Below are 19,284 nucleotides of genomic sequence, written 5' to 3' on the forward strand. Positions count from 1 at the left end.
ACTTTTGGCAGGTTGGAGAATGCCGCAATCTTTGTAAATAGCTAACGGCGGCTTTTAGACTAAAGTCTATCGGAAAGCTTATTTTTTGCCAGTGACTTAGCCATGGTTTTACCTATGACAAACTTAAACAAAAGCCGACAGTTTTAGCTAAAATAGCCGTTAAAAATGCTAGACTTTGCCGCACCTGATTAGACAGAACTGTGTTGTGGCTTATTTTTCACTTTTTCTAACCGGCTTTATCGCCGCGACGCTATTCCCAGCCTCCTCCGAAGTGCTGCTACTGGCCTTACTGGCGCAGGGCTATCTGCCTGTTTGGTTGTGGTTGGCAGCGACCCTTGGTAATACCCTGGGATCCTGTGTTAACTGGTATCTTGGTCGGGAGTTGCTACGCTTTCAGCATAAAAGTTGGTTTCCCATTTCAGCCGCCGCACTGACGCGGGCGGCAACACAGCTTCAGCGTTATGGCCGCTGGAGTTTACTCTTTGCCTGGTTACCGGTGGTGGGTGATCCGCTGACCATGGTAGCCGGGGTACTCAGAGTACCCTTCCGGTTGTTTTTGTTGCTGGTGGCACTGGGTAAGGGGCTACGCTATGCGCTGTTGATTTGGCTGGGACATCAGCTCTGGTAACAGCGCGTTTTTCTGATAGCTTTTGCGCAGCGGATCCGTCATCATTAGCAGTATTTACTGGCAAAGAGAACACACTATGGATTATCAACTGACTGCTGAAGAACTGGCCCGGATCACCGCGCTGGATGCGGAACAGCGCTATGAGTATTTTATTAAGGCCGTCGCCGATCTGGAGCAGATCTGGATCCTGACCGATGACGAAGGCTTTGTGCTGGTCAGCGCCGAGGACGAGCGTTGCATTCCGGTATGGCCACATGCTGAGCTGGCAGAACAGTGGATCGAAGGCGAGTGGTCAAATTGTACCGCTCAGGCTGTTGCCATCGATACCTGGCTGGAAAAATGGACTGAAGGTTTAAACGGTGACGAATTAAGTATCGCTGTACTGCCGGATACGGACGGTCCTGGCGTGGTGGTAACGCCGGACGAATTAGCCGAAACCCTGGTAAACGAGCCGGAAGACGAAGCTTAAGCCAGCTGCAATACCAGAAGAAACGGCAGGGGAACCTGCCGTTTTTTTTATGAGGTAAATTCAACTATGAAGAGCATAAATCTTAGTTAACCAACTCATTACCATTACTTTGCCCCCCGGCAAAAGCCACCAGATTATCACTGGTGATCTGGCTGATTTGTTGCAGCGCTTCGCGGGTGAAAAACGCCTGATGGCCGGTGATCAGCACATTAGGGAAGGTGAGTAAGCGTTTAAAGACTTCATCTTCAATCATCTGCTCAGACAGATTCTCAAAAAAGATATCCGCTTCCTGTTCATAGACATCCAAACCCAGATAGCCGATTTTCCGGTTCTTCAGGCTATGGATCACGGCTTTAGTGTCAATCAGGCCGCCACGACTGGTATTAATCAGCATCACACCGTCTTTCATCTGTGCCAGACTATGTTGATTAATCAAATGCTTAGTTTGCGGGGTAAGCGGGCAATGTAAGCTGATAATATCGCTTTGCTGATACAGATTTTCCAACGTGGTGTAGTGCTCGGTTAGCTCAGCGTCTGGCTGAATATCGTAACAGAGCAACTTACAACCAAAGCCTTTCAAAATGCGGGCGGTCGCCAGACCGATGCGACCGGTACCAATCAAACCAACGGTTTTGCCGTGCATATTAAAGCCGAGCAAACCGTCCAGGGCAAAGTTATCATCCCGCACTCTGTTATAGGCCTTATGCAGTTTGCGATTTAAGGTCAGCATCATTGCGATAGTGTGTTCGGCTACCGCCTCTGGTGAATAGGCCGGCACCCGGGCTACTCTGATCCCTAACGCCTTGGCGGTATCCAGATCGACATTATTAAAGCCGGCGCAGCGCAGGGCGACCATTTCGATGCCCATTTCGGATAGCAGCTGCAGTACCGGAGCAGACAGATCATCGTTGACGAAAACACAGACGGCGTGACAGCCCGCGGCCATCTTCACCGTCTCAACATTCAGACGGCTGTCAAAGTATCGAAATTGCAAGCTGGCATCAGCCCACTGGCTAAAGCCGTCCTGATCGTATTTTTTCGCACTGAACACAGCGATTTTCATTGCTTCTCTCCCATCTTGATGACGGGAGAATACCGGATCCTGATTTTGCATATTTAGCGCCAGATCAAAGTTACAGTAATTCTTCGATGGCTTGCGCTATGCTGGCAGGTTTAGTGCGCGGGGCATAGCGTTTTACCACCACCCCCTCTTTGTTTACCAGAAATTTGGTAAAGTTCCACTTAATAGCACGGCTTTTTAGTAAACCGCGGGCATGATCTTTTAAATACTCAAATACCGGCGCGGCTTCCGGACCATTCACATTGACTTTTCCCATCAGCGGAAAGGTCACACCGTAATTCAGTTCACAAAACTGCATAATCTCAGCGTTAGAGCCTGGTTCCTGGCTGCCAAACTGGTTACAGGGAAAGGCCAGAATCACCAGACCACGCTGGTGATACTCTTTATGCAAGGCTTCAAGATCTTTATATTGCGGCGTAAAACCGCACTTACTGGCGGTATTGACAATTAAAACCACTTTACCGCGAAACTGGCTTAGCTCAAGCGGCTTACCGGCATTGTCCTGGACGGTAAAATCATAAAGTGTCGTCATGGTCATTCCTTTAGACTTTCAATTAGGCTGATAACTTTGTAAGCTCACACTCCACTATGTCACAGCTTTAAGTCATTTTTATGTCAAATATTAGCAATAAAAGCGTCGCCTTTATTGGTCTTGGGGTAATGGGCTATCCGATGGCCGGTTATCTGCAGCAAAAAGGCTATCAGGTTTGTGTGTATAACCGTACTACGGCCAAGGCTGAGGCCTGGGTCAGTCAGTATGGCGGCAAGTGCGCGCTAACGCCAGCAGCGGCGGCAGCGGGCGCCAGTCTGGTATTTATGTGTGTCGGTAATGATGATGATGTGCGCTCTGTAGTTTACGGCGAGCAGGGAGTACTGGCCACCATGGCCGCCGGCGCAGTGCTGGTCGATCATACTACGGCATCTGCCGAATTGGCGCGTGAACTGGCCGCAGCTTGCGCTAAACAGCAGTTGGGCTTTTTAGATGCGCCGGTATCCGGTGGCCAAGCAGGTGCTGAGAAGGGCATTTTAACGGTGATGGTCGGTGGCAGTGCAGCCGACTACAGTCTGGCTGAGGCGGCGATGCAGAGCTATGCCCGTTGCGTTAAGTTACTCGGGCCGGCCGGTTCTGGCCAGTTGGCGAAGATGGTGAATCAAATCTGTATTGCTGGTGTGGTGCAGGGGCTGGCTGAGGCCCTAAACTTTGCTAAAAATGCCGGATTAGACGGTGCCGCTGTGGTCGAGGTGATTTCGCAAGGTGCCGCATCCTCGTGGCAGATGCAGAACCGCTCACTGACGATGCTGGATGATAAATTTGATTTCGGTTTTGCGGTGGATTGGATGCGTAAGGATTTATCAATTGCGTTAAATGAAGCTCGCAAAAATGGCAGTGCTTTACCGCTGACGGCGCTGGTGGATCAGTTTTATGCTGAGGTGCAGCAGATGGGCGGCGGACGATGGGATACGTCGAGTTTAATTAAGCGGTTGAGCCGGTAAAAGATCATTTACTATCTAAGATTCGTGCATCCGGCGGCTAAACACGCCGTACAACTTTCCTGGGACTCGCCGCGAATACCTCACTGGGGGTTATAAACTTCATCCTGAAGTTTACCCAGCTAAGGTCGCAGCAATGGGCTCGACGCTTCAGAATCGTGATATAAGCATCCGGTGGCAAGCACACCGTACAACTTTGACGGGACACGCTGTGAATACATCCCTTACGGTTACAAACTTCATCCTTGAAGTTTGCCCTTCGGGCCAGCGTGCCGCTGTTCAAATTTGTTCCTGACAAATTTGTGCATTTTTCATCCATGAAAAATACATTCCCTTACAAAGTGTACGGAATGCTTACCACCTCGTTTTATATCTGCTGTGTTCTAAGATGTTTTTCGTGACGTCTAAGAGATTCTATTTAAGCCCTTGGCTGCGGTAGAATTTTCGTAACAGCAGCAGGGATGCTGCGGAGGCTGAAAGGGCACAGGGACGTGATCCTTGAAGCCGGTGGAGAAAATTACTACCCAGCTAAGGGCGTTGCGCTGGTCTGGACGCTGCAGAGTAGGGATATGAGCATCCGGCGGCTAAACACGCCGTACAACTTTCCTGGGGCACGCCGTAAACCCATCCCTGGGGGCTCCCCTTTCGCATCCATGCGAAAGACGTCCCCAGAAAAGTGTACTCTGCGTTTACCGCCTCGTTCACTCTTTTGTGAGTCGTCATGACTCACCGATATTCGTTAAGCCCTTAGCTGCGGTAGAATTTTCGTAACAGCAGCATGGATGCTGCGGAGGCTGAAAGGGCACAGGGACGTGATCCTTGAAGCCGGTGGAGAAAATTACTACCCGGCTAAGGGCGTTGCAATGGTCTTGACGCTTTAGAATCGTGCAAAGAGTGACAAGGCCGGCTAGCAGCTGAAGCCGCTAGCCGGTTCTATTTATGGATTACTCAGCGGTTAAAACCCACTCGGTTAACAAGCGCACACCATAGCCGGTGGCACCTTCAGTTTGTAAGCCACGATTACTGCTACTTAGGGCATTACCCGCGATGTCCAGATGTGCAAAAGGCGTGTCTTTAACAAACTGCTGCAGGAATAAGGCGGCAGTTGAAGCGCCGGTGCTGCTGCCGGTGTTGCGTAAATCGGCGATGCGGCTCTTTAACTCCGGTAACATCTCATCTGTCATCGGTAAACGCCATAATTTTTCCTGCGTTTTCTCCCCTGCCTGAGTTAATTGCGCAACCAGGTTATCATCCTTACTGAAAATACCGGCGTAGTAAGACCCCAGGGCGCCCACTTTAGAACCGGTTAGGGTCGCAATATCAACAATGGCGCGCGGTTTAAAGTTGGTCTCGGCGTAGAACAGCGCATCGGCCATCACCAGACGACCTTCGGCATCGGTATTGATAATTTCGATAGTTTTACCGTTACCGGCGGTAATCACATCACCTGGCAGGTAAGCGCGATCAGAAATCATATTCTCGGCCAGAGCCATCAATCCAACCACATTAACCGGCGCTTTCTGCTTCGCCAGCGTATGCATGGTACCCAGTACAGCGGCAGCACCCGCCATGTCACTGGTCATGCGCAGAATTGAATCGGCCTGGGTTTTCAGGTTGTAACCACCAGTATCAAAGGTGATACCTTTACCAATTAACGCCACAGGCGCTTGCTTGCTACCTTCCCAGTGCACAATCACCAGGCGCGGCGGGCGGGCACTGCCGCGGCCAACAGCAAGAATTGCGCCTAAACCGGCCTTTTCCAGCGCTTTTTCATCCATTACTGTCACTTTAGCGCCAAGTTTACGCAGCTCCAGTGCCTGTTTAGCGAAGGTCTCAGGATAAATTCCATTGGCTGGTTCATTGGTCAGATCTCGAGCCAGTGCTACGCCTTCACTTAGTGCTGTTAATTGGGCCAGACGTTGTTCAGTAGCCGCTTGCTCCGCACTCAGCAAATGCAGTTGGCGAACTTTTGAAGGTTGCTTATTGGTGTGGTAACGAGTGAAGGTGTAGCTTGCTAAATCAATACCATGACTGATTTGGGCTAATAATTCTGCCTGGCCAATCGGCGCCTTAATTAATGAGGCATCAAGCTGGATAGTATTGGCAGCGCTGCCTTTCAGGCTACGGGCGGCGGTGGCACCGAGCAGGCTGGCCTGATAAGGAGTCAACTTAGCACTGTCGCCGGTACCCAGTAGCAATACGCGCTGATACTGAGAATAGGGCGAAGCCGGTGCCAGCCAGTTCAGCGTTTTGCCATGCGCGGCGCTAAAATTCTCTTGTTTGCTGATCGCTTCCAGTTGCGGATTAGCATTGAGTTGGTCCGGGCTAACCAGCAACACCAGGGTATCAGCAGTGGCAGCAATACTGCTGCTGGCTTTTACCTGAAATTGGTCAGCAATAGCCGCAAAACTGCAGCTGGCGGCAAGGATGGCGGCGATAGCGCTTAAACGAAACATAGACAAGACTCCTGTTAATTCAGTTTGTCGCTATAGTGACGAAAAGGCTGCATTTATACAATAAAACGGCGGGTAATCTGTCGTGAATTTCTGCGGATACAACAAAAAGGCGCCATTGCGGCGCCTTGTCTGATAAGCATTACTGCTTAGTTAAACTGCATTTCCGGAATATCGCCGTTAATCACCAGCTTACCGGCGGTTTTCTGCTGAATTTCCTCAACCGAAATGCCCGGTGCGCGTTCCAGCAGGTGGAAGGCGCCGTCTTTGACTTCCAGCACCGCCAGATCGGTCACGATCTTCTTAACACAACCAACGCCGGTCAGTGGCAGGGTACAGTTTGGCAACAGTTTGCTGCTGCCGTATTTGTCGGCGTGGGTCATAGTCACAATAATATTCTGAGCGCCGGCCACTAAGTCCATCGCGCCGCCCATGCCCTTAACCAGTTTACCCGGGATCATCCAGCTGGCGATATTGCCGTTCTGGTCAACTTCAAAAGCCCCCAGTACTGTCAGATCAACATGACCGCCGCGGATCATGGCAAAGCTTTCCGCTGAGCTGAAAATCGCCGCGCCTTTAATCGCAGTGACGGTTTCTTTACCGGCGTTAATCATATCGGCATCAATTTCGGCTTCGGTTGGGTAGGGTCCCATACCCAGTAAACCGTTTTCCGATTGCAGCATCACTTCAATACCGGCGGGTACATAGTTTGCAACCAGGGTCGGGATGCCAATGCCGAGGTTAACGTAGTAACCGTCTTTTAATTCCTGCGCCACTCGCATGGCGACTTGTTCACGTGATAAAGCCATTGTTGTCTCCTTAACCCTGACGAACCATACGGCGCTCGATGCGTTTCTCAAAGTTGCCTTTGATCACGCGCTGCACATAGATACCCGGCGTATGAATTTGTGAGGGCTCTAATTCACCCGGCTCAACAATTTCTTCGACTTCGGCCACGGTAATTTTACCGGCGGTCGCCGCCATCGGGTTAAAGTTCATCGAGGTATGACGGAATACCAGGTTGCCGTAACGATCGGCTTTCCAGGCGCGTACTATGGCAAAATCACCGGTAATGGATTCTTCCAGTACATAGTGCCGGCCATTGATTTCGCGGGTTTCTTTGCCTTCAGCCACTGGCGTGCCGTAGCCGGTGGCAGTAAAGAATGCCGGTATACCGGCGCCGCCAGCGCGCATCTTTTCTGCCAGCGTGCCTTGTGGGGTTAATTCCACTTCCAACTCGCCGCTAAGCAGTTGTTTTTCAAACAGGGCGTTTTCGCCAACGTAGGAGGCAATCATTTTTTTAATTTGCCGATCTTCCAGCAGAATGCCTAAGCCAAAGCCGTCGACGCCGCAGTTGTTTGAAACCACTGTCAGATCTTTGGTGCCCATTTTTTTAATCTGGGCAATCAGGCCTTCCGGAATACCACATAAACCAAAGCCACCGGCAATAACGGTCATGCCGTCTGTCAGGCCGGCCATGGCGTCTTCGTAGCTATGTACGACTTTATTAAACCCTGCCATTTGTTGTCCTCTGTTTTTAACGTATATGTCAGATTCAGGTTCTGAGCATCCGATGACAAGCACACCGTACAACTTTGCCGGGACACGCTGTGAATACATCCCTTACGGTTACAAACTTCATCCTGAAGTTTGCCCTTCGGGCCAGCGTGCCGCTGTTCAAATTTGTTCCTGACAAATTTGTGCATTTTTCATCCCTGAAAAATACATTCCCTTGCAAAGTGCACGGAATGCTTATCATCTCGTTCGCAACCGCTATGTAAGTTAAGCCCTTAGCTGCGGTAGAATTTTCGTAACAGCAGCATGGATGCTGCGGAGGCTGAAAGGGCACAGGGATGTGATCCTTGAAGCCGGTGGAGAAAATTACTACCCAGCTAAGGGCGTTGCACCGATCTATAATCTGCTCAGCTAAGGGCATTACACCGATCTTTAAGCTGCCATCAGGCAATGCACTAAATTACTGACCAGTTTGGCTGCACTTGGCCTGTAACGCCAATCCTACTTTAGAACTAGGCTGCTTCCCCAGCTCGCGGGTGATAAACCAGCCGGCCTGCGCCAGCAGGGTTAAATCTACGCCATGTGCAATGCCAAGACCATTGAGTAAATACACCACATCTTCGGTAGCGACATTGCCCGAAGCGCCGTCAGCATAAGGACAGCCGCCTAAACCGGCGACTGCGCTGTCAATGACGGCGATACCGCGACTGAGCGCCACATAAATATTAGTCAGTGCCTGGCCATAGGTATCGTGAAAATGCACCGCCAGTTGTTCCTTCGGTACTACTGCCAGCACCGCATCCAGCATAGCATTGACTTTAGCTGGGGTGCCGACACCTATGGTATCACCCAGTGAAATTTCGTAGCAGCCCATGTCCAGTAGGGCTTTGGCGACGAAAGCTACGTCAGCTGGTGCAACCTCACCCTGATAAGGGCAGCCGACCACGCAAGAGACATAACCGCGCACTTTGATACCATCAGTTTTCGCCGCTTCGAGTACCGGCGCAAAGCGCTGCAGGCTTTCAGCCACCGAGCAGTTGATATTTTTCTGACTAAAGGCTTCCGAAGCAGCACCAAAGATCGCCACCTCTGTGGCGCCGGCGGCTTTGGCCGCTGCATAGCCTTGCAGATTTGGCGTGAGCGCGGCGTAAGTCACGCCGTGATGCCGCTTTATCCCGGCAAAAACTTGCGCTGAATCGGCCATTTGCGGCACCCACTTGGGTGAGACAAAGGCACCGGCTTCGATATACTGATGACCGGCTGCACTGAGCAGATTAATCAGCTGAATTTTTGCGCCGCTGCTCACGCTGCTTTCGTTTTGCAGGCCGTCGCGCGGCCCGACTTCGACCAGCCGGACCTGTTTGGGAAAACTCATGCTTCCTCCGGGCTAAAGTCCACCAGTTGGGCGCCATCTTTTACCAGATCGCCGGCAGCATAGAATACGGCATTGACGGTACCGGCTTTAGGGGCCTTAATCGCATATTCCATCTTCATCGCTTCCATAATCACCAGTGTTTCACCGGCTTGCACCTGTTGTTCTGGCTGACACAGCACGGCAACGATAGTGCCGTTCATCGGCGCGGTCAGGCTGCCGGCGTTATCGGCGGCATCGATAACCGTAGCGACTTCGGTCTGATAGACAATGTCGTAGCGCTGATGTTTGATAAAGACACTGATGGTGTCCTGATACTGGCTAACCCGCACTTTCATCCGGTGCCCGGCGAGGATAGCGCTCAGCTCATCGCCATTTAAACTGGCCTGACAATCCAGCGTCTGGCCGTTTAACGTCAGGCTATAGTGTTGTTGCTGCGCCGCTACGTTAATCAGCTGCTTGTCATCACCCAGCTTTAACTCCAGGTTTAAGCTTGGGGTTTCGTTTAGCCGCCAGCCATGGCTGAACTGCCAGGGGCTGCTGGCCGTTTGACAGCTGGGTGCCTGCTGCTTACTGACAATATAAAGTGCGGCCAGCAATAACGCCTGGCTTTGCTGGTTATGCGCCGGCGCAAACAGACTGGCCTGATGCTTATTGATAAAGTTGGTATCCAGCTCCGCTGCTTTAAAGGCCGGATGTTCCACCAAACTGGTTAAAAAGCCAAGGTTGGTAGTAACACCGGCAATGCGGTAATCATCCAGTGCCCGCAGCATGCGGCTGATGGCGCGATCGCGGCTTTCATCCCAGACAATCAGCTTGGCGATCATCGGATCGTAGTAGGGCGTGACTTCGTCGTGCTCGACCACACCGGTGTCCACCCGTACATGCCGGCTTTGCTCTGGCTGGCGCAGGTAGGTCAGCTTACCGGTAGCAGGCAGGAAGTCGTTATCCGGATCTTCGGCATAGACCCGCACTTCAATAGCATGGCCATCCAGCTGAATTTGCTGTTGCGATAGCGGCAGTTTTTCCCCGGCTGCGACCAGTAATTGCCATTGCACTAAATCCTGACCGGTGATCATCTCGGTGACCGGGTGTTCAACCTGTAACCGGGTATTCATTTCCATAAAATAGAAGGAGCCGTCTTCGTCAAACAGGAATTCGACGGTACCGGCACCACGATAATCAATCGCCTGAGCCGCCTTTACTGCCGCTTCACCCATCGCCTGACGCTGTGCCGGGGTAAAATTCGGCGCCGGTGCTTCTTCAATCACTTTTTGATGCCGACGCTGAATCGAGCAGTCACGCTCGGCCAGATAAACCGCATTGCCGTGGTTGTCGGCAAACACCTGAATTTCGACATGGCGTGGTTTGGTCAGGTAGCGCTCCAGCAACATTTTGTCGTTGCCAAAACTGGCCTTGGCTTCGCGGCGGGCGCTGGCCAGTGCCGGGGCAAATTCATCGGCGTTCCAGACCACGCGCATACCTTTACCGCCGCCACCATAGGCGGCTTTTAACAATTGCGGATAGCCAATTTTGGCAGACTCAGCAGCCAGGGTGGCATCACTTTGATCATCGCCATGATAGCCCGGTACTAACGGCACGCCGGCGTGCTGCATAATTTTCTTGGCCGCGCTTTTTGAACCCATGGCTGCAATAGCTGGCACCGGTGGGCCAATAAAGACCACACCGGCTTCAGCACAGGCGCGGGCAAAGTCTTCGTTCTCAGATAAAAAGCCGTAGCCAGGGTGAATCGCCTCGGCGCCGCTTTGTTTGGCAATAGCGAGGATTTTGTCCGCCCGCAGGTAAGAATCTTTACTGGCGGCAGGGCCAAGTAAAAAGGCTTCGTCGGCCAGACGCACATGGCGGGCGTTGGCATCGGCTTCTGAGTAAACTGCCACACAGCGAATACCCAGCTTGTGTGCGGTGTCGATCACCCGGCAAGCGATTTCGCCGCGGTTTGCTATCAGTATTTTACGGAACATACTTCCTTATCCTGCTGAGTTGGCCGGTATCATCTCCGGCTGGCGTTATTCGTGATAATGCTGTGCTTTACGTTTTTGCTGTTAATTCGTCAACCAGCCTGGCTTGCGCTTTTCTAAAAAGGCCGTTAAGCCTTCCTGGCCTTCTGCCGAAACCCGAATTGAGGCAATAGCTGCGGTGGTATCACCAATCAGTTCGGCATTAATCGGGCGCTGGTAGATATGCTGGATCAGCTGTTTGGCACTAGTCACTGCTGCAGGACTATTTTGCAGCAGGCTGTTGATCAGCGTTTCAGATTGAGATTCCAGTTCACCGGCAGCGACAACCTGATGCAATAAGCCCAGAGTTAAGGCGCTGTCTGAACTAAAGCGCTCGGCAGTTAAAAAGTAACGCCGGCACTGGCGCTCACCCAGCGCCCGCATGACATAGGGGCTGATTACCGCCGGGATCAGGCCGATTTTTACTTCGCTCAGGCAAAAACTGGCGCCTTGTTCGGCCAATGCCATATCACAGCATGCGACTAAACCCACAGCGCCACCAAAGGCGGCGCCCTGTACCAGCGCGATGGTAGGTTTAGGAAATTTATCCAGCTTATGCATCAGTGCGGCCAGTTCGTTGGCATCGTCCAGATTTTGCTGGTAGTTTTTTTGCGCCATTGAGCGCATCCAGTTGAGATCAGCACCGGCCGAGAAGTTTTTACCGCGGGCGCTTAGCGTTAATACTTTGACCTTATCGTCGGCAGCCAACTGGTCCAGTACCCTGATCAATTCTGCGATCATCTGGTCGTCGAAGGCGTTGTGGACTTCCGGGCGATTTAGGATCAGGTTAGCGACACCGCGGGAGTCAATGCTGATTTCGGTATAATGTTGGCTCATAATGATGTCGCTCCGTTATTCTTGCTGTGTTCTGAACTGGAATCTGCGGCCCCCGGTTCAGTGCATCCGATGACGAGCACACCGTACAACTTTGCCGGGACACGCTGTGAATACGTCCCTGTACGCTTGCATTTTTCATCCCTGAAAAATACAGTCCCTTGCAAAGTGCACGGAATGCTCATCATCTCGTTCGCAATCGCTTGTTAGTTAAGCCCTTGGCTGCGGTAGAATTTTCGTAACAGCAGCATGGATGCTGCGGAGGCTGAAAGGGCACAGGGATGTGATCCTTGAAGCCGGTGGAGAAAATTACTACCCAGTTAAGGGCGTTGCACCGATCTAAAATCTGTAAGTCAAAATCCGGTGCATCCGGCGGCTAAACACGCCGTACAACTTTGTCGGGGCACGCTGTAAATACCTCCCTGTACGCTCTTGTTTGGCATCCATGCCAAACAGGTCCCCGAGCAAAGTGTACTCTGCGTTTACCGCCTCGTTTACTTTTTGCGAGTCGTCATGACTCACTGATATTCGTTAAGCCCTTGGCTGCGGTAGAATTTTCGTAACAGCAGCATGGATGCTGCGGAGGCTGAAAGGGCACAGGGACGTGATCCTTGAAGCCGGTGGAGAAAATTACTACCCAGTTAAGGGCGTTGCACCGATCTAAAATCTGTAAATCAAAATCCGGTTCATCCGGCGGCTAAACACGCCGTACAACTTTGTCGGGGCTCGCTGTGGATACGTCCCTGTACGCTCTTGTTTGGCATCCATGCCAAACAGGTCCCCGAGCAAAGTGTACTCTGCGTTTACCGCCTCGTTTACTTTCTGCGAGTCGTCATGACTCACTGATATTCGTTAAGCCCTTGGCTGCGGTAGAATTTTCGTAACAGCAGCATGGATGCTGCGGAGGCTGAAAGGGCACAGGGACGTGATCCTTGAAGCCGGTGGAGAAAATTACTACCCAGTTAAGGGCGTTGCACCGATCTAAACTCTGCTATTTTCAAACACTCACAAGGTGTTTTATTTACATCCTGAACACGCCAAAGCGGCTCTCTTCAATCGGTGCATTTAACGCTGCAGCAAGCGCCAGTCCTACCGTCATGCGGGTTTGCGCCGGATCGATAATGCCATCATCCCACAGCCGCGCACTGGCATAATAAGGATGCCCCTGCTGCTCATACTGCTCAATAATCGGCTTTTTCAGCGCAGCTTCGGCTTCCGTTGATAAGGTTTCACCCTTACGTGCCAAACCGTCTTTCGTTACCTGCGCCATGACACCGGCAGCTTGCTCGCCGCCCATTACTGAAATGCGCGCGTTGGGCCACATCCACATCATGGTTGGATCATAAGCGCGGCCGCACATGCCGTAGTTACCGGCGCCGTAGCTGCCGCCAATCAGTACGGTAAATTTCGGTACTTTGGCACAGCTTACTGCCATCACCATCTTGGCGCCGTGCTTGGCAATACCCTCGGCTTCATACTTTTTGCCGACCATAAAGCCGGTGATATTTTGCAGGAACAACAGCGGGATCTTGCGCTGGGCACAGAGCTCGATAAAGTGCGCGCCTTTTTGCGCTGATTCTGAGAATAAAATCCCATTATTGGCGACAATGCCTACCGGATAGCCGAAGATGCGCGCAAAGCCACAGACCAGGGTCGCGCCATAGTATTGCTTAAACTCATCAAATTCTGAGCCATCGACAATCCGCGCTATCACTTCTTTCACATCAAACGGCTTACGCAAGTCGGTACCGACAATGCCGTACAGCTCTTTGGCATCGTACAGCGGTTCTGCTACCGGTTTCACGTCCAGCTGCGCTGGCGCAGGGCGGTTTAAGCGTGATACCGCATTGCGTGCCAGTTGCAGCGCGTGTTCGTCGTTTAGTGCGTAATGATCGGCGACGCCGGAAATTTTACAGTGCACATCGGCACCGCCCAGCTCTTCGGCGGAGACCTCTTCGCCCGTCGCTGCTTTAACCAGCGGTGGACCGGCCAGAAAGATGGTGCCTTGTTCTTTAACGATAATGCTTTCATCAGCCATTGCCGGCACGTAGGCGCCGCCGGCGGTACAAAGGCCCATTACCACTGCAATTTGCGGGATGCCTTTGGCAGACATATTCGCCTGATTAAAGAAGATGCGGCCAAAGTGCAGCTTGTCCGGGAAGACTTCATCCTGCCGTGGCAGGTTGGCACCACCGGAGTCAACCAGATAAATACAGGGCAGGTGACAACGCTCCGCAATTTCCTGGGCCCGCAGATGTTTTTTTACCGTCAGCGGATAATAGGTACCGCCTTTGACGGTGGCGTCATTGGCGACAATCATGCACTCGACGCCGCTGACGCGGCCGATGCCCGCGACGACACCGGCGGCAGGGACATAGTCGTCGTAGCATTCCCAGCCGGCAAACTGGCCGATTTCCAGAAAAGGTGAGCCTGGGTCCAGCAGCTTTTGCACGCGGTCGCGGGCAAAGAGTTTGCCGCGCGCCACATGGCGGGCGATCAGGCTTTCGCCACCGCCCAGTTTAATCTGCTGCACCTTGGTTTGCAGATCATCGACCACCGCCTGCATCGCTGCGGCGTTTTTCTGAAACTCGTCGCTACGCGGATTAATTTTACTGGTGATTTTTGCCATCTTAGTTCGACTCAGTAAACAGCTCACGACCGATCAGCATACGGCGGATTTCTGAGGTGCCGGCACCGATCTCGTATAACTTGGCATCACGCAGTAAGCGGCCTGTCGGGTATTCATTAATATAGCCATTACCGCCTAATAACTGGATGGCATCCAGTGCCATTTGCGTCGCCAATTCAGCCGCATACAGAATCACGCCAGCGGCATCTTTACGGGTGGTTTCGCCACGGTCACAGGCTTTAGCAACCATATAAACATAAGAGCGGGCGGCGTTCATTTTGGTGTACATATCGGCAACCTTGCCTTGTACCAGCTGGAATTCACCAATCGCCTGGCCAAACTGCTTCCGATCATGGATATAAGGCACGACCACATCCATACAGGCTTGCATTATGCCCAGTGGGCCTGCTGACAGTACCACGCGCTCGTAGTCCAGACCGCTCATCAGTACCTGCACGCCGCGGCCAACCTGACCCAGTACGTTTTCTTCCGGTACTTCGCAATCTTCAAATACCAGTTCACAGGTGTTGGAGCCACGCATCCCCAGTTTGTCGAGCTTTTGCGCCTGCGAGAAACCTTTAAAGCCGCGCTCAACGATAAAGGCGGTAATGCCTTTACTACCGGCGTTAACATCGGTTTTGGCGTAAATCACATAGGTATGGGCATCCGGACCATTGGTGATCCACATCTTGTTGCCATTCAGAATATATTTATCGCCTTTTTTGTCAGCGCGCAGTTTCATGCTGACGACATCAGAGCCGGCATTCGGCTCACTCATTGCCAGAGCGCCAATGTGCTCACCAGAGCAGAGTTTCGGTAGATATTTTTGTTTTTGTGCTTCGGTGCCGTTACGGAAGATTTGGTTTACGCACAGGTTGGAGTGCGCGCCGTAGGACAGCGCTACAGAGGCTGAGGCGCGGCTGATTTCTTCCATCGCAATCACGTGCTCTAAATAGCCCAGGCCTGAACCGCCGTATTGTTCGTCAACCGTGATGCCTAACAGGCCTAAATCGCCGAATTTACGCCATAAGTCATTGGGGAACGCATTATCATGGTCAATTTGTGCTGCACGCGGGGCAATTTCTTCGCGGGCAAAGCTATTTACCTGCTCGCGGATCATATCTACGGTTTCGCCCAGGTCGAAATTCAGGCCTTTATATGTACTAATCATCTTATTCCCCGTTTGCGTTCTTTTGCTGTTTGGCTTCGGCCAGCGTGTCGCGGCAACGTTTTTCTACCGTTACCAGCTCCATCAACACGACCTTAATGTCATCCATCTGCTGCTGCAGCTCGGATTTTTTATGTTCAATTAACTTCAGCATGGTATTGAGCTGGGTTACGCTGCTTTTATCGGCATCGTACAGCTCAAACAACTGGCCGGTTTCGGACAGACTAAAGCCCAGACGTTTACCGCGCAGGATCAGTTTCAGCCGCACCCGATCGCGTTTGCTATAAATGCGGGTTTGGCCGGCGCGGGTTGGTGATAACAGCCCCTGATCCTCATAAAAGCGGATACTGCGGGTGGTGATATCAAACTCTTTTGCCAGTTCACTGATACTGTAGGTTTTTTCGTCTTTTTCTTTCATTGCAGGCCTTCCCGAAAAGTGCAGGCAACTATAAGTGAAGTTTACGTAAAGGTAAAGCTGTGGGCGCGCGAATTAAGGCCTGTAGGCGGACGAAACGGCAAAAATGTAAAGATATGATGCCAAATAGCCGGCACTTTTCGGGACGAAAATCGCCGCTGCGTTTTCCGGCTACAACCATAGTGTTATGATGTTGACGTTGGCGTAAACGTAAATTTGGTGTAGGCTCTGTGCCAGAAAAAATGCCGTAACGGGAGAGAACCGCATGACTCAGCAGAATAGTATTGTGATTGTTGCCGCTAAGCGCACCGCCATGGGTGGCTTTATGGGCGGTCTGGCCGAGGTGGATGCGACCGTATTAGGGGCCACGGCAATTAAAGCGGCGCTAGCCGATGCCGGCATTGCAGCTGAGCAAGTTAGCGAAGTCATTATGGGTAACGTGCTGCCAGCCGGTTTAGGTCAGGCGCCAGCCCGTCAGGCAACCTTAAAAGCCGGGCTGCCACTGAGTGCCGGCGCGACTACTATTAATAAGGTATGCGGTTCCGGCTTAAAAGCGGTGATGTTGGCTGCTGACTTACTCAATGCCGGCAGTGCTGATGTTGTGGTAGCCGGTGGTATGGAGTCAATGAGCAACGCCCCGTATTTACTGGATAAAGCACGCAGCGGCTACCGCATGGGCCACGGTCAGATTAAAGATCATATGATGCTGGATGGGCTGGAAAATGCCTATGACGGCAAAGCCATGGGCTGTTTTGCCCAGGACACGGCGAACGAGAAAGGCATTAGCCGGGAGCAGATGGATGCCTATGCGGTGGAATCATTACGCCGTGCCCAGCACGCGATTAGCAGCGGTGCTTTTGCCGCTGAAATTACCCCGGTGGTGTTCCAAACCCGCAAAGGTGAGGTCAGCTTTAGTGTCGACGAGCAGCCGGGTAATGCCAAACCAGAGAAGATCCCTTCGTTAAAACCGGCTTTTGCTAAAGACGGTACCATCACTGCCGCCAACTCCAGCTCGATTTCAGACGGTGCTGCGGCGCTGGTATTAATGCGTGAAGCCGATGCCAAAGCTCAGGGTTTAACGCCACTGGCGCGGGTCGTGGCTCATGCTACGCACTCGATGGAGCCGGCGCTGTTTACGGTAGCACCGGTCGGTGCCATGCAAAAAGTATTGGCCAAAGCCGGCTGGCAAAAACAGCAGGTTGATCTGTGGGAAATTAATGAAGCCTTTGCCATGGTGACCATGCTGGCGATTAACGAGCTGGGCTTAGAGCACAGCAAGGTTAACGTCAATGGCGGTGCTTGTGCCCTGGGCCATCCGATCGGTGCCTCTGGTGCCCGGGTATTAGTGACTTTAATCCATGCCCTAAAACAGCGCGGTTTAAAAACCGGTATCGCGTCACTGTGTATTGGCGGTGGTGAGGCCGTTGCGCTGGCTGTGGAAGCGCTGTAATACAAATTGTCGGAAACACGAAATCAGTCTCACTATAACAGCAACACCATAACAAAAAGCGGTTGGGGAGAAGCGCCGCAAATTGCCTGAAAAATAATAGATCAAAAGATCAGCCAGGCACGCTTAACAGGGTAGGAACCGGCCAACAACACAAACACTAAAGCGCCGGCCGCCCGTTTACTAATAGCAGTTAAAAATCAAAGAGATACTAAAATGACACAACAGGTTAAGTTATTTATTGATGGTGAATTTGTGCACTCGAACAGTGACAAATTGATCCCGGTAACCAATCCGGCCACCCAGGAAGTGATTGCACAGGTACCTTGTGCCACTGCCGCCGAGATGCAGCAGGCGATCGACTCTGCCAAAGCCGCCTTTAAAACCTGGAAAGAAGTGCCAGTGTCTGAGCGCGCCCGTTTAATGATGCGCTACGCCCAGTTGTTAAAAGATCACCAGGGCGAAATCGCAGCCATTATCTGTGAAGAGCTGGGTAAAACCGTGGAAGATGCCAAGGGCGATGTCTGGCGCGGTATTGAAGTGGTGGAGCAGGCAGCGAATATTCCGTCGCTGATGATGGGTGAAACGGTGGAGAACGTCGCGCGCAGCATCGATACCTACAGCTATATTCAGCCATTAGGTGTCTGTGCCGGTATTACGCCGTTTAACTTCCCGGCGATGATCCCGCTGTGGATGTTCCCGATGGCGATTGCCTGCGGTAATACCTTTATTTTAAAACCGTCTGAACAGGATCCGATGACAGTAAACAAGCTGGCGGAACTGTTTGTCAAAGCCGGTGCCCCTAAGGGTGTATTGCAGGTCGTACACGGTGCCAAAGAGCAGGTCGATACCATTTTGCATCACCCGGATATTAAAGCGATTTCATTTGTCGGTTCGGTCAATGTCGGCCAGTATATTTACAAAACCGGCACGGACAATTTAAAGCGCGTACAAGCCTTTGCCGGTGCGAAAAACCATATGGTGATTATGCCGGATGCGAATAAGCAGCAGGTGATTAATGCGCTGGTTGGTGCCTCTGTTGGCGCGGCCGGTCAGCGTTGTATGGCGATCTCTGTGGCGGTGTTTGTTGGTAGCGCAGCCGAGTGGATCCCGGAAGTGGCGGCGGCCATTGGTAAGGTTGGTCCAGGTCATTACAGCAATGACAAAGCAGCCTATGGCCCGCAAATCAGCCCGCAAGCAAAAGCCCGTATTCTGTCGTTAATTGCCCAGGGTAAAAAAGAAGGCGCAACCTGTCTGCTGGATGGTTCTGATTGTCAGGTTGACGGTTATCCAAATGGTAACTGGGTTGGCCCAACGGTGTTTAGTAATGTGACCACCGAAATGGAAATCTACAAGCAAGAGATCTTCGGCCCGGTATTAACCACGATGACAGTGGCTAATCTGGATCAGGCACTTGAGCTGGTGAATAGCAGCCCGTACGGGAACGGCACCTCGATCTTTACCGCCAGCGGTGCCGCCGCCCGTAGGTATCAGCATAATGTTGAAGTGGGTCAGGTCGGTATCAACGTACCGATCCCGGTGCCAATGCCGTTCTTCTCGTTCACTGGCTGGAAAGGCTCTTTCTACGGTGATCAGCATGCCTACGGCAAGCAAGCCGTGCGGTTCTATACCGAAACCAAAACCATTACAGCGCGTTGGTTCGATGACGATATTCAGGTCAGTGGCCCGAATATGTCAATTAACCTGCGTTAACCGGTGACAGGAGCAGGCGTGGCGGCGTCTAAAGTAAAGACAAACTAAAAA

Annotated in this window: 16 protein-coding genes; 5 read left to right on the forward strand and 11 right to left on the reverse strand. The window is 52.0% G+C overall.

Annotated features, from left to right (window positions below; genetic code table 11):
- Positions 1 to 205 precede the first annotated feature (205 nt).
- Both AEST_RS07245 and AEST_RS07250 read left to right on the forward strand, forming a co-directional pair.
- A complete protein-coding gene (locus AEST_RS07245; RefSeq protein WP_008608110.1) occupies positions 206 to 628 on the forward strand; it encodes a YqaA family protein in 423 nt (140 codons plus the stop codon).
- Positions 629 to 704: 76 nt separating this feature from the next.
- A complete protein-coding gene (locus tag AEST_RS07250; RefSeq protein ID WP_008608111.1) occupies positions 705 to 1,097 on the forward strand; it encodes a DUF2750 domain-containing protein in 393 nt (130 codons plus the stop codon).
- A gap of 82 nt (positions 1,098 to 1,179) precedes the next feature.
- On the opposite strand, the gene AEST_RS07255 is transcribed toward AEST_RS07250, so the two are convergent.
- Both AEST_RS07255 and AEST_RS07260 read right to left on the reverse strand, forming a co-directional pair.
- Positions 1,180 to 2,160, reverse strand: coding sequence for a 2-hydroxyacid dehydrogenase (locus tag AEST_RS07255; protein ID WP_008608112.1), 981 nt, complete (start codon positions 2,158 to 2,160; stop codon positions 1,180 to 1,182).
- Between the two features lie 70 nt (positions 2,161 to 2,230).
- The gene (locus tag AEST_RS07260; protein ID WP_008608113.1) at positions 2,231 to 2,710 is read right to left on the reverse strand and encodes a glutathione peroxidase; all 480 of its coding nucleotides are present in this window, start codon (positions 2,708 to 2,710) and stop codon (positions 2,231 to 2,233) included.
- A gap of 80 nt (positions 2,711 to 2,790) precedes the next feature.
- Here AEST_RS07260 and AEST_RS07265 point away from each other — a divergent pair, with 80 nt between their 5' ends.
- A complete protein-coding gene (locus tag AEST_RS07265) occupies positions 2,791 to 3,672 on the forward strand; it encodes an NAD(P)-dependent oxidoreductase (protein WP_008608114.1) in 882 nt (293 codons plus the stop codon).
- Positions 3,673 to 4,613: 941 nt separating this feature from the next.
- Here the strand turns inward: AEST_RS07265 and AEST_RS07270 are convergent.
- The 9 genes from AEST_RS07270 to AEST_RS07320 form a co-directional block, all read right to left on the reverse strand.
- A complete protein-coding gene (locus AEST_RS07270; RefSeq protein WP_008608115.1) occupies positions 4,614 to 6,125 on the reverse strand; it encodes a leucyl aminopeptidase in 1,512 nt (503 codons plus the stop codon).
- Between the two features lie 146 nt (positions 6,126 to 6,271).
- Positions 6,272 to 6,931 (reverse strand): CoA transferase subunit B, encoded by a 660-nt coding sequence (locus AEST_RS07275; RefSeq protein ID WP_008608116.1) that lies wholly within the window; start codon positions 6,929 to 6,931, stop codon positions 6,272 to 6,274.
- A gap of 10 nt (positions 6,932 to 6,941) precedes the next feature.
- Entirely contained in the window at positions 6,942 to 7,643 is a 702-nt protein-coding gene (locus AEST_RS07280) for a CoA transferase subunit A (RefSeq protein WP_008608117.1), read from the reverse strand.
- Positions 7,644 to 8,097: 454 nt separating this feature from the next.
- Positions 8,098 to 9,012, reverse strand: a complete 915-nt coding sequence (locus AEST_RS07285; RefSeq protein WP_008608119.1) for a hydroxymethylglutaryl-CoA lyase — start codon at positions 9,010 to 9,012, stop codon at positions 8,098 to 8,100.
- Positions 9,009 to 10,991, reverse strand: coding sequence for an acetyl/propionyl/methylcrotonyl-CoA carboxylase subunit alpha (locus AEST_RS07290; RefSeq protein ID WP_008608121.1), 1,983 nt, complete (start codon positions 10,989 to 10,991; stop codon positions 9,009 to 9,011). Before AEST_RS07290 ends, AEST_RS07285 begins: the two co-directional genes overlap by 4 nt.
- Before the next feature lie 81 nt (positions 10,992 to 11,072).
- On the reverse strand, positions 11,073 to 11,864 hold the full coding sequence (locus AEST_RS07295) for an enoyl-CoA hydratase/isomerase family protein (RefSeq protein ID WP_008608124.1): 792 nt from the start codon (positions 11,862 to 11,864) through the stop codon (positions 11,073 to 11,075).
- Between the two features lie 1,018 nt (positions 11,865 to 12,882).
- Entirely contained in the window at positions 12,883 to 14,490 is a 1,608-nt protein-coding gene (locus tag AEST_RS07310; RefSeq protein ID WP_008608125.1) for a carboxyl transferase domain-containing protein, read from the reverse strand.
- A 1-nt stretch (position 14,491) separates the two neighbouring features.
- Entirely contained in the window at positions 14,492 to 15,661 is a 1,170-nt protein-coding gene (locus AEST_RS07315) for an isovaleryl-CoA dehydrogenase (RefSeq protein WP_008608134.1), read from the reverse strand.
- Position 15,662: 1 nt separating this feature from the next.
- Positions 15,663 to 16,076, reverse strand: a complete 414-nt coding sequence (locus AEST_RS07320; RefSeq protein ID WP_008608135.1) for a MerR family transcriptional regulator — start codon at positions 16,074 to 16,076, stop codon at positions 15,663 to 15,665.
- Positions 16,077 to 16,338: 262 nt separating this feature from the next.
- On the opposite strand from AEST_RS07320, the gene AEST_RS07325 reads away from it, so the two are divergent.
- Positions 16,339 to 17,523 carry a thiolase family protein gene (locus tag AEST_RS07325; protein WP_008608138.1) on the forward strand — a complete coding sequence of 395 codons (1,185 nt, stop codon included), beginning with the start codon at positions 16,339 to 16,341 and terminating at the stop codon, positions 17,521 to 17,523.
- 213 nt (positions 17,524 to 17,736) lie between these two features.
- Positions 17,737 to 19,233: a CoA-acylating methylmalonate-semialdehyde dehydrogenase gene (locus AEST_RS07330; RefSeq protein WP_008608139.1), complete on the forward strand. Its 1,497-nt coding sequence runs from the start codon at positions 17,737 to 17,739 to the stop codon at positions 19,231 to 19,233.
- The last annotated feature ends 51 nt before the right edge of the window (positions 19,234 to 19,284 follow it).

This window comes from Alishewanella aestuarii B11 (assembly GCF_000280055.1).
In the GTDB taxonomy this organism is placed as follows: Bacteria; Pseudomonadota; Gammaproteobacteria; order Enterobacterales; family Alteromonadaceae; genus Alishewanella; species Alishewanella aestuarii.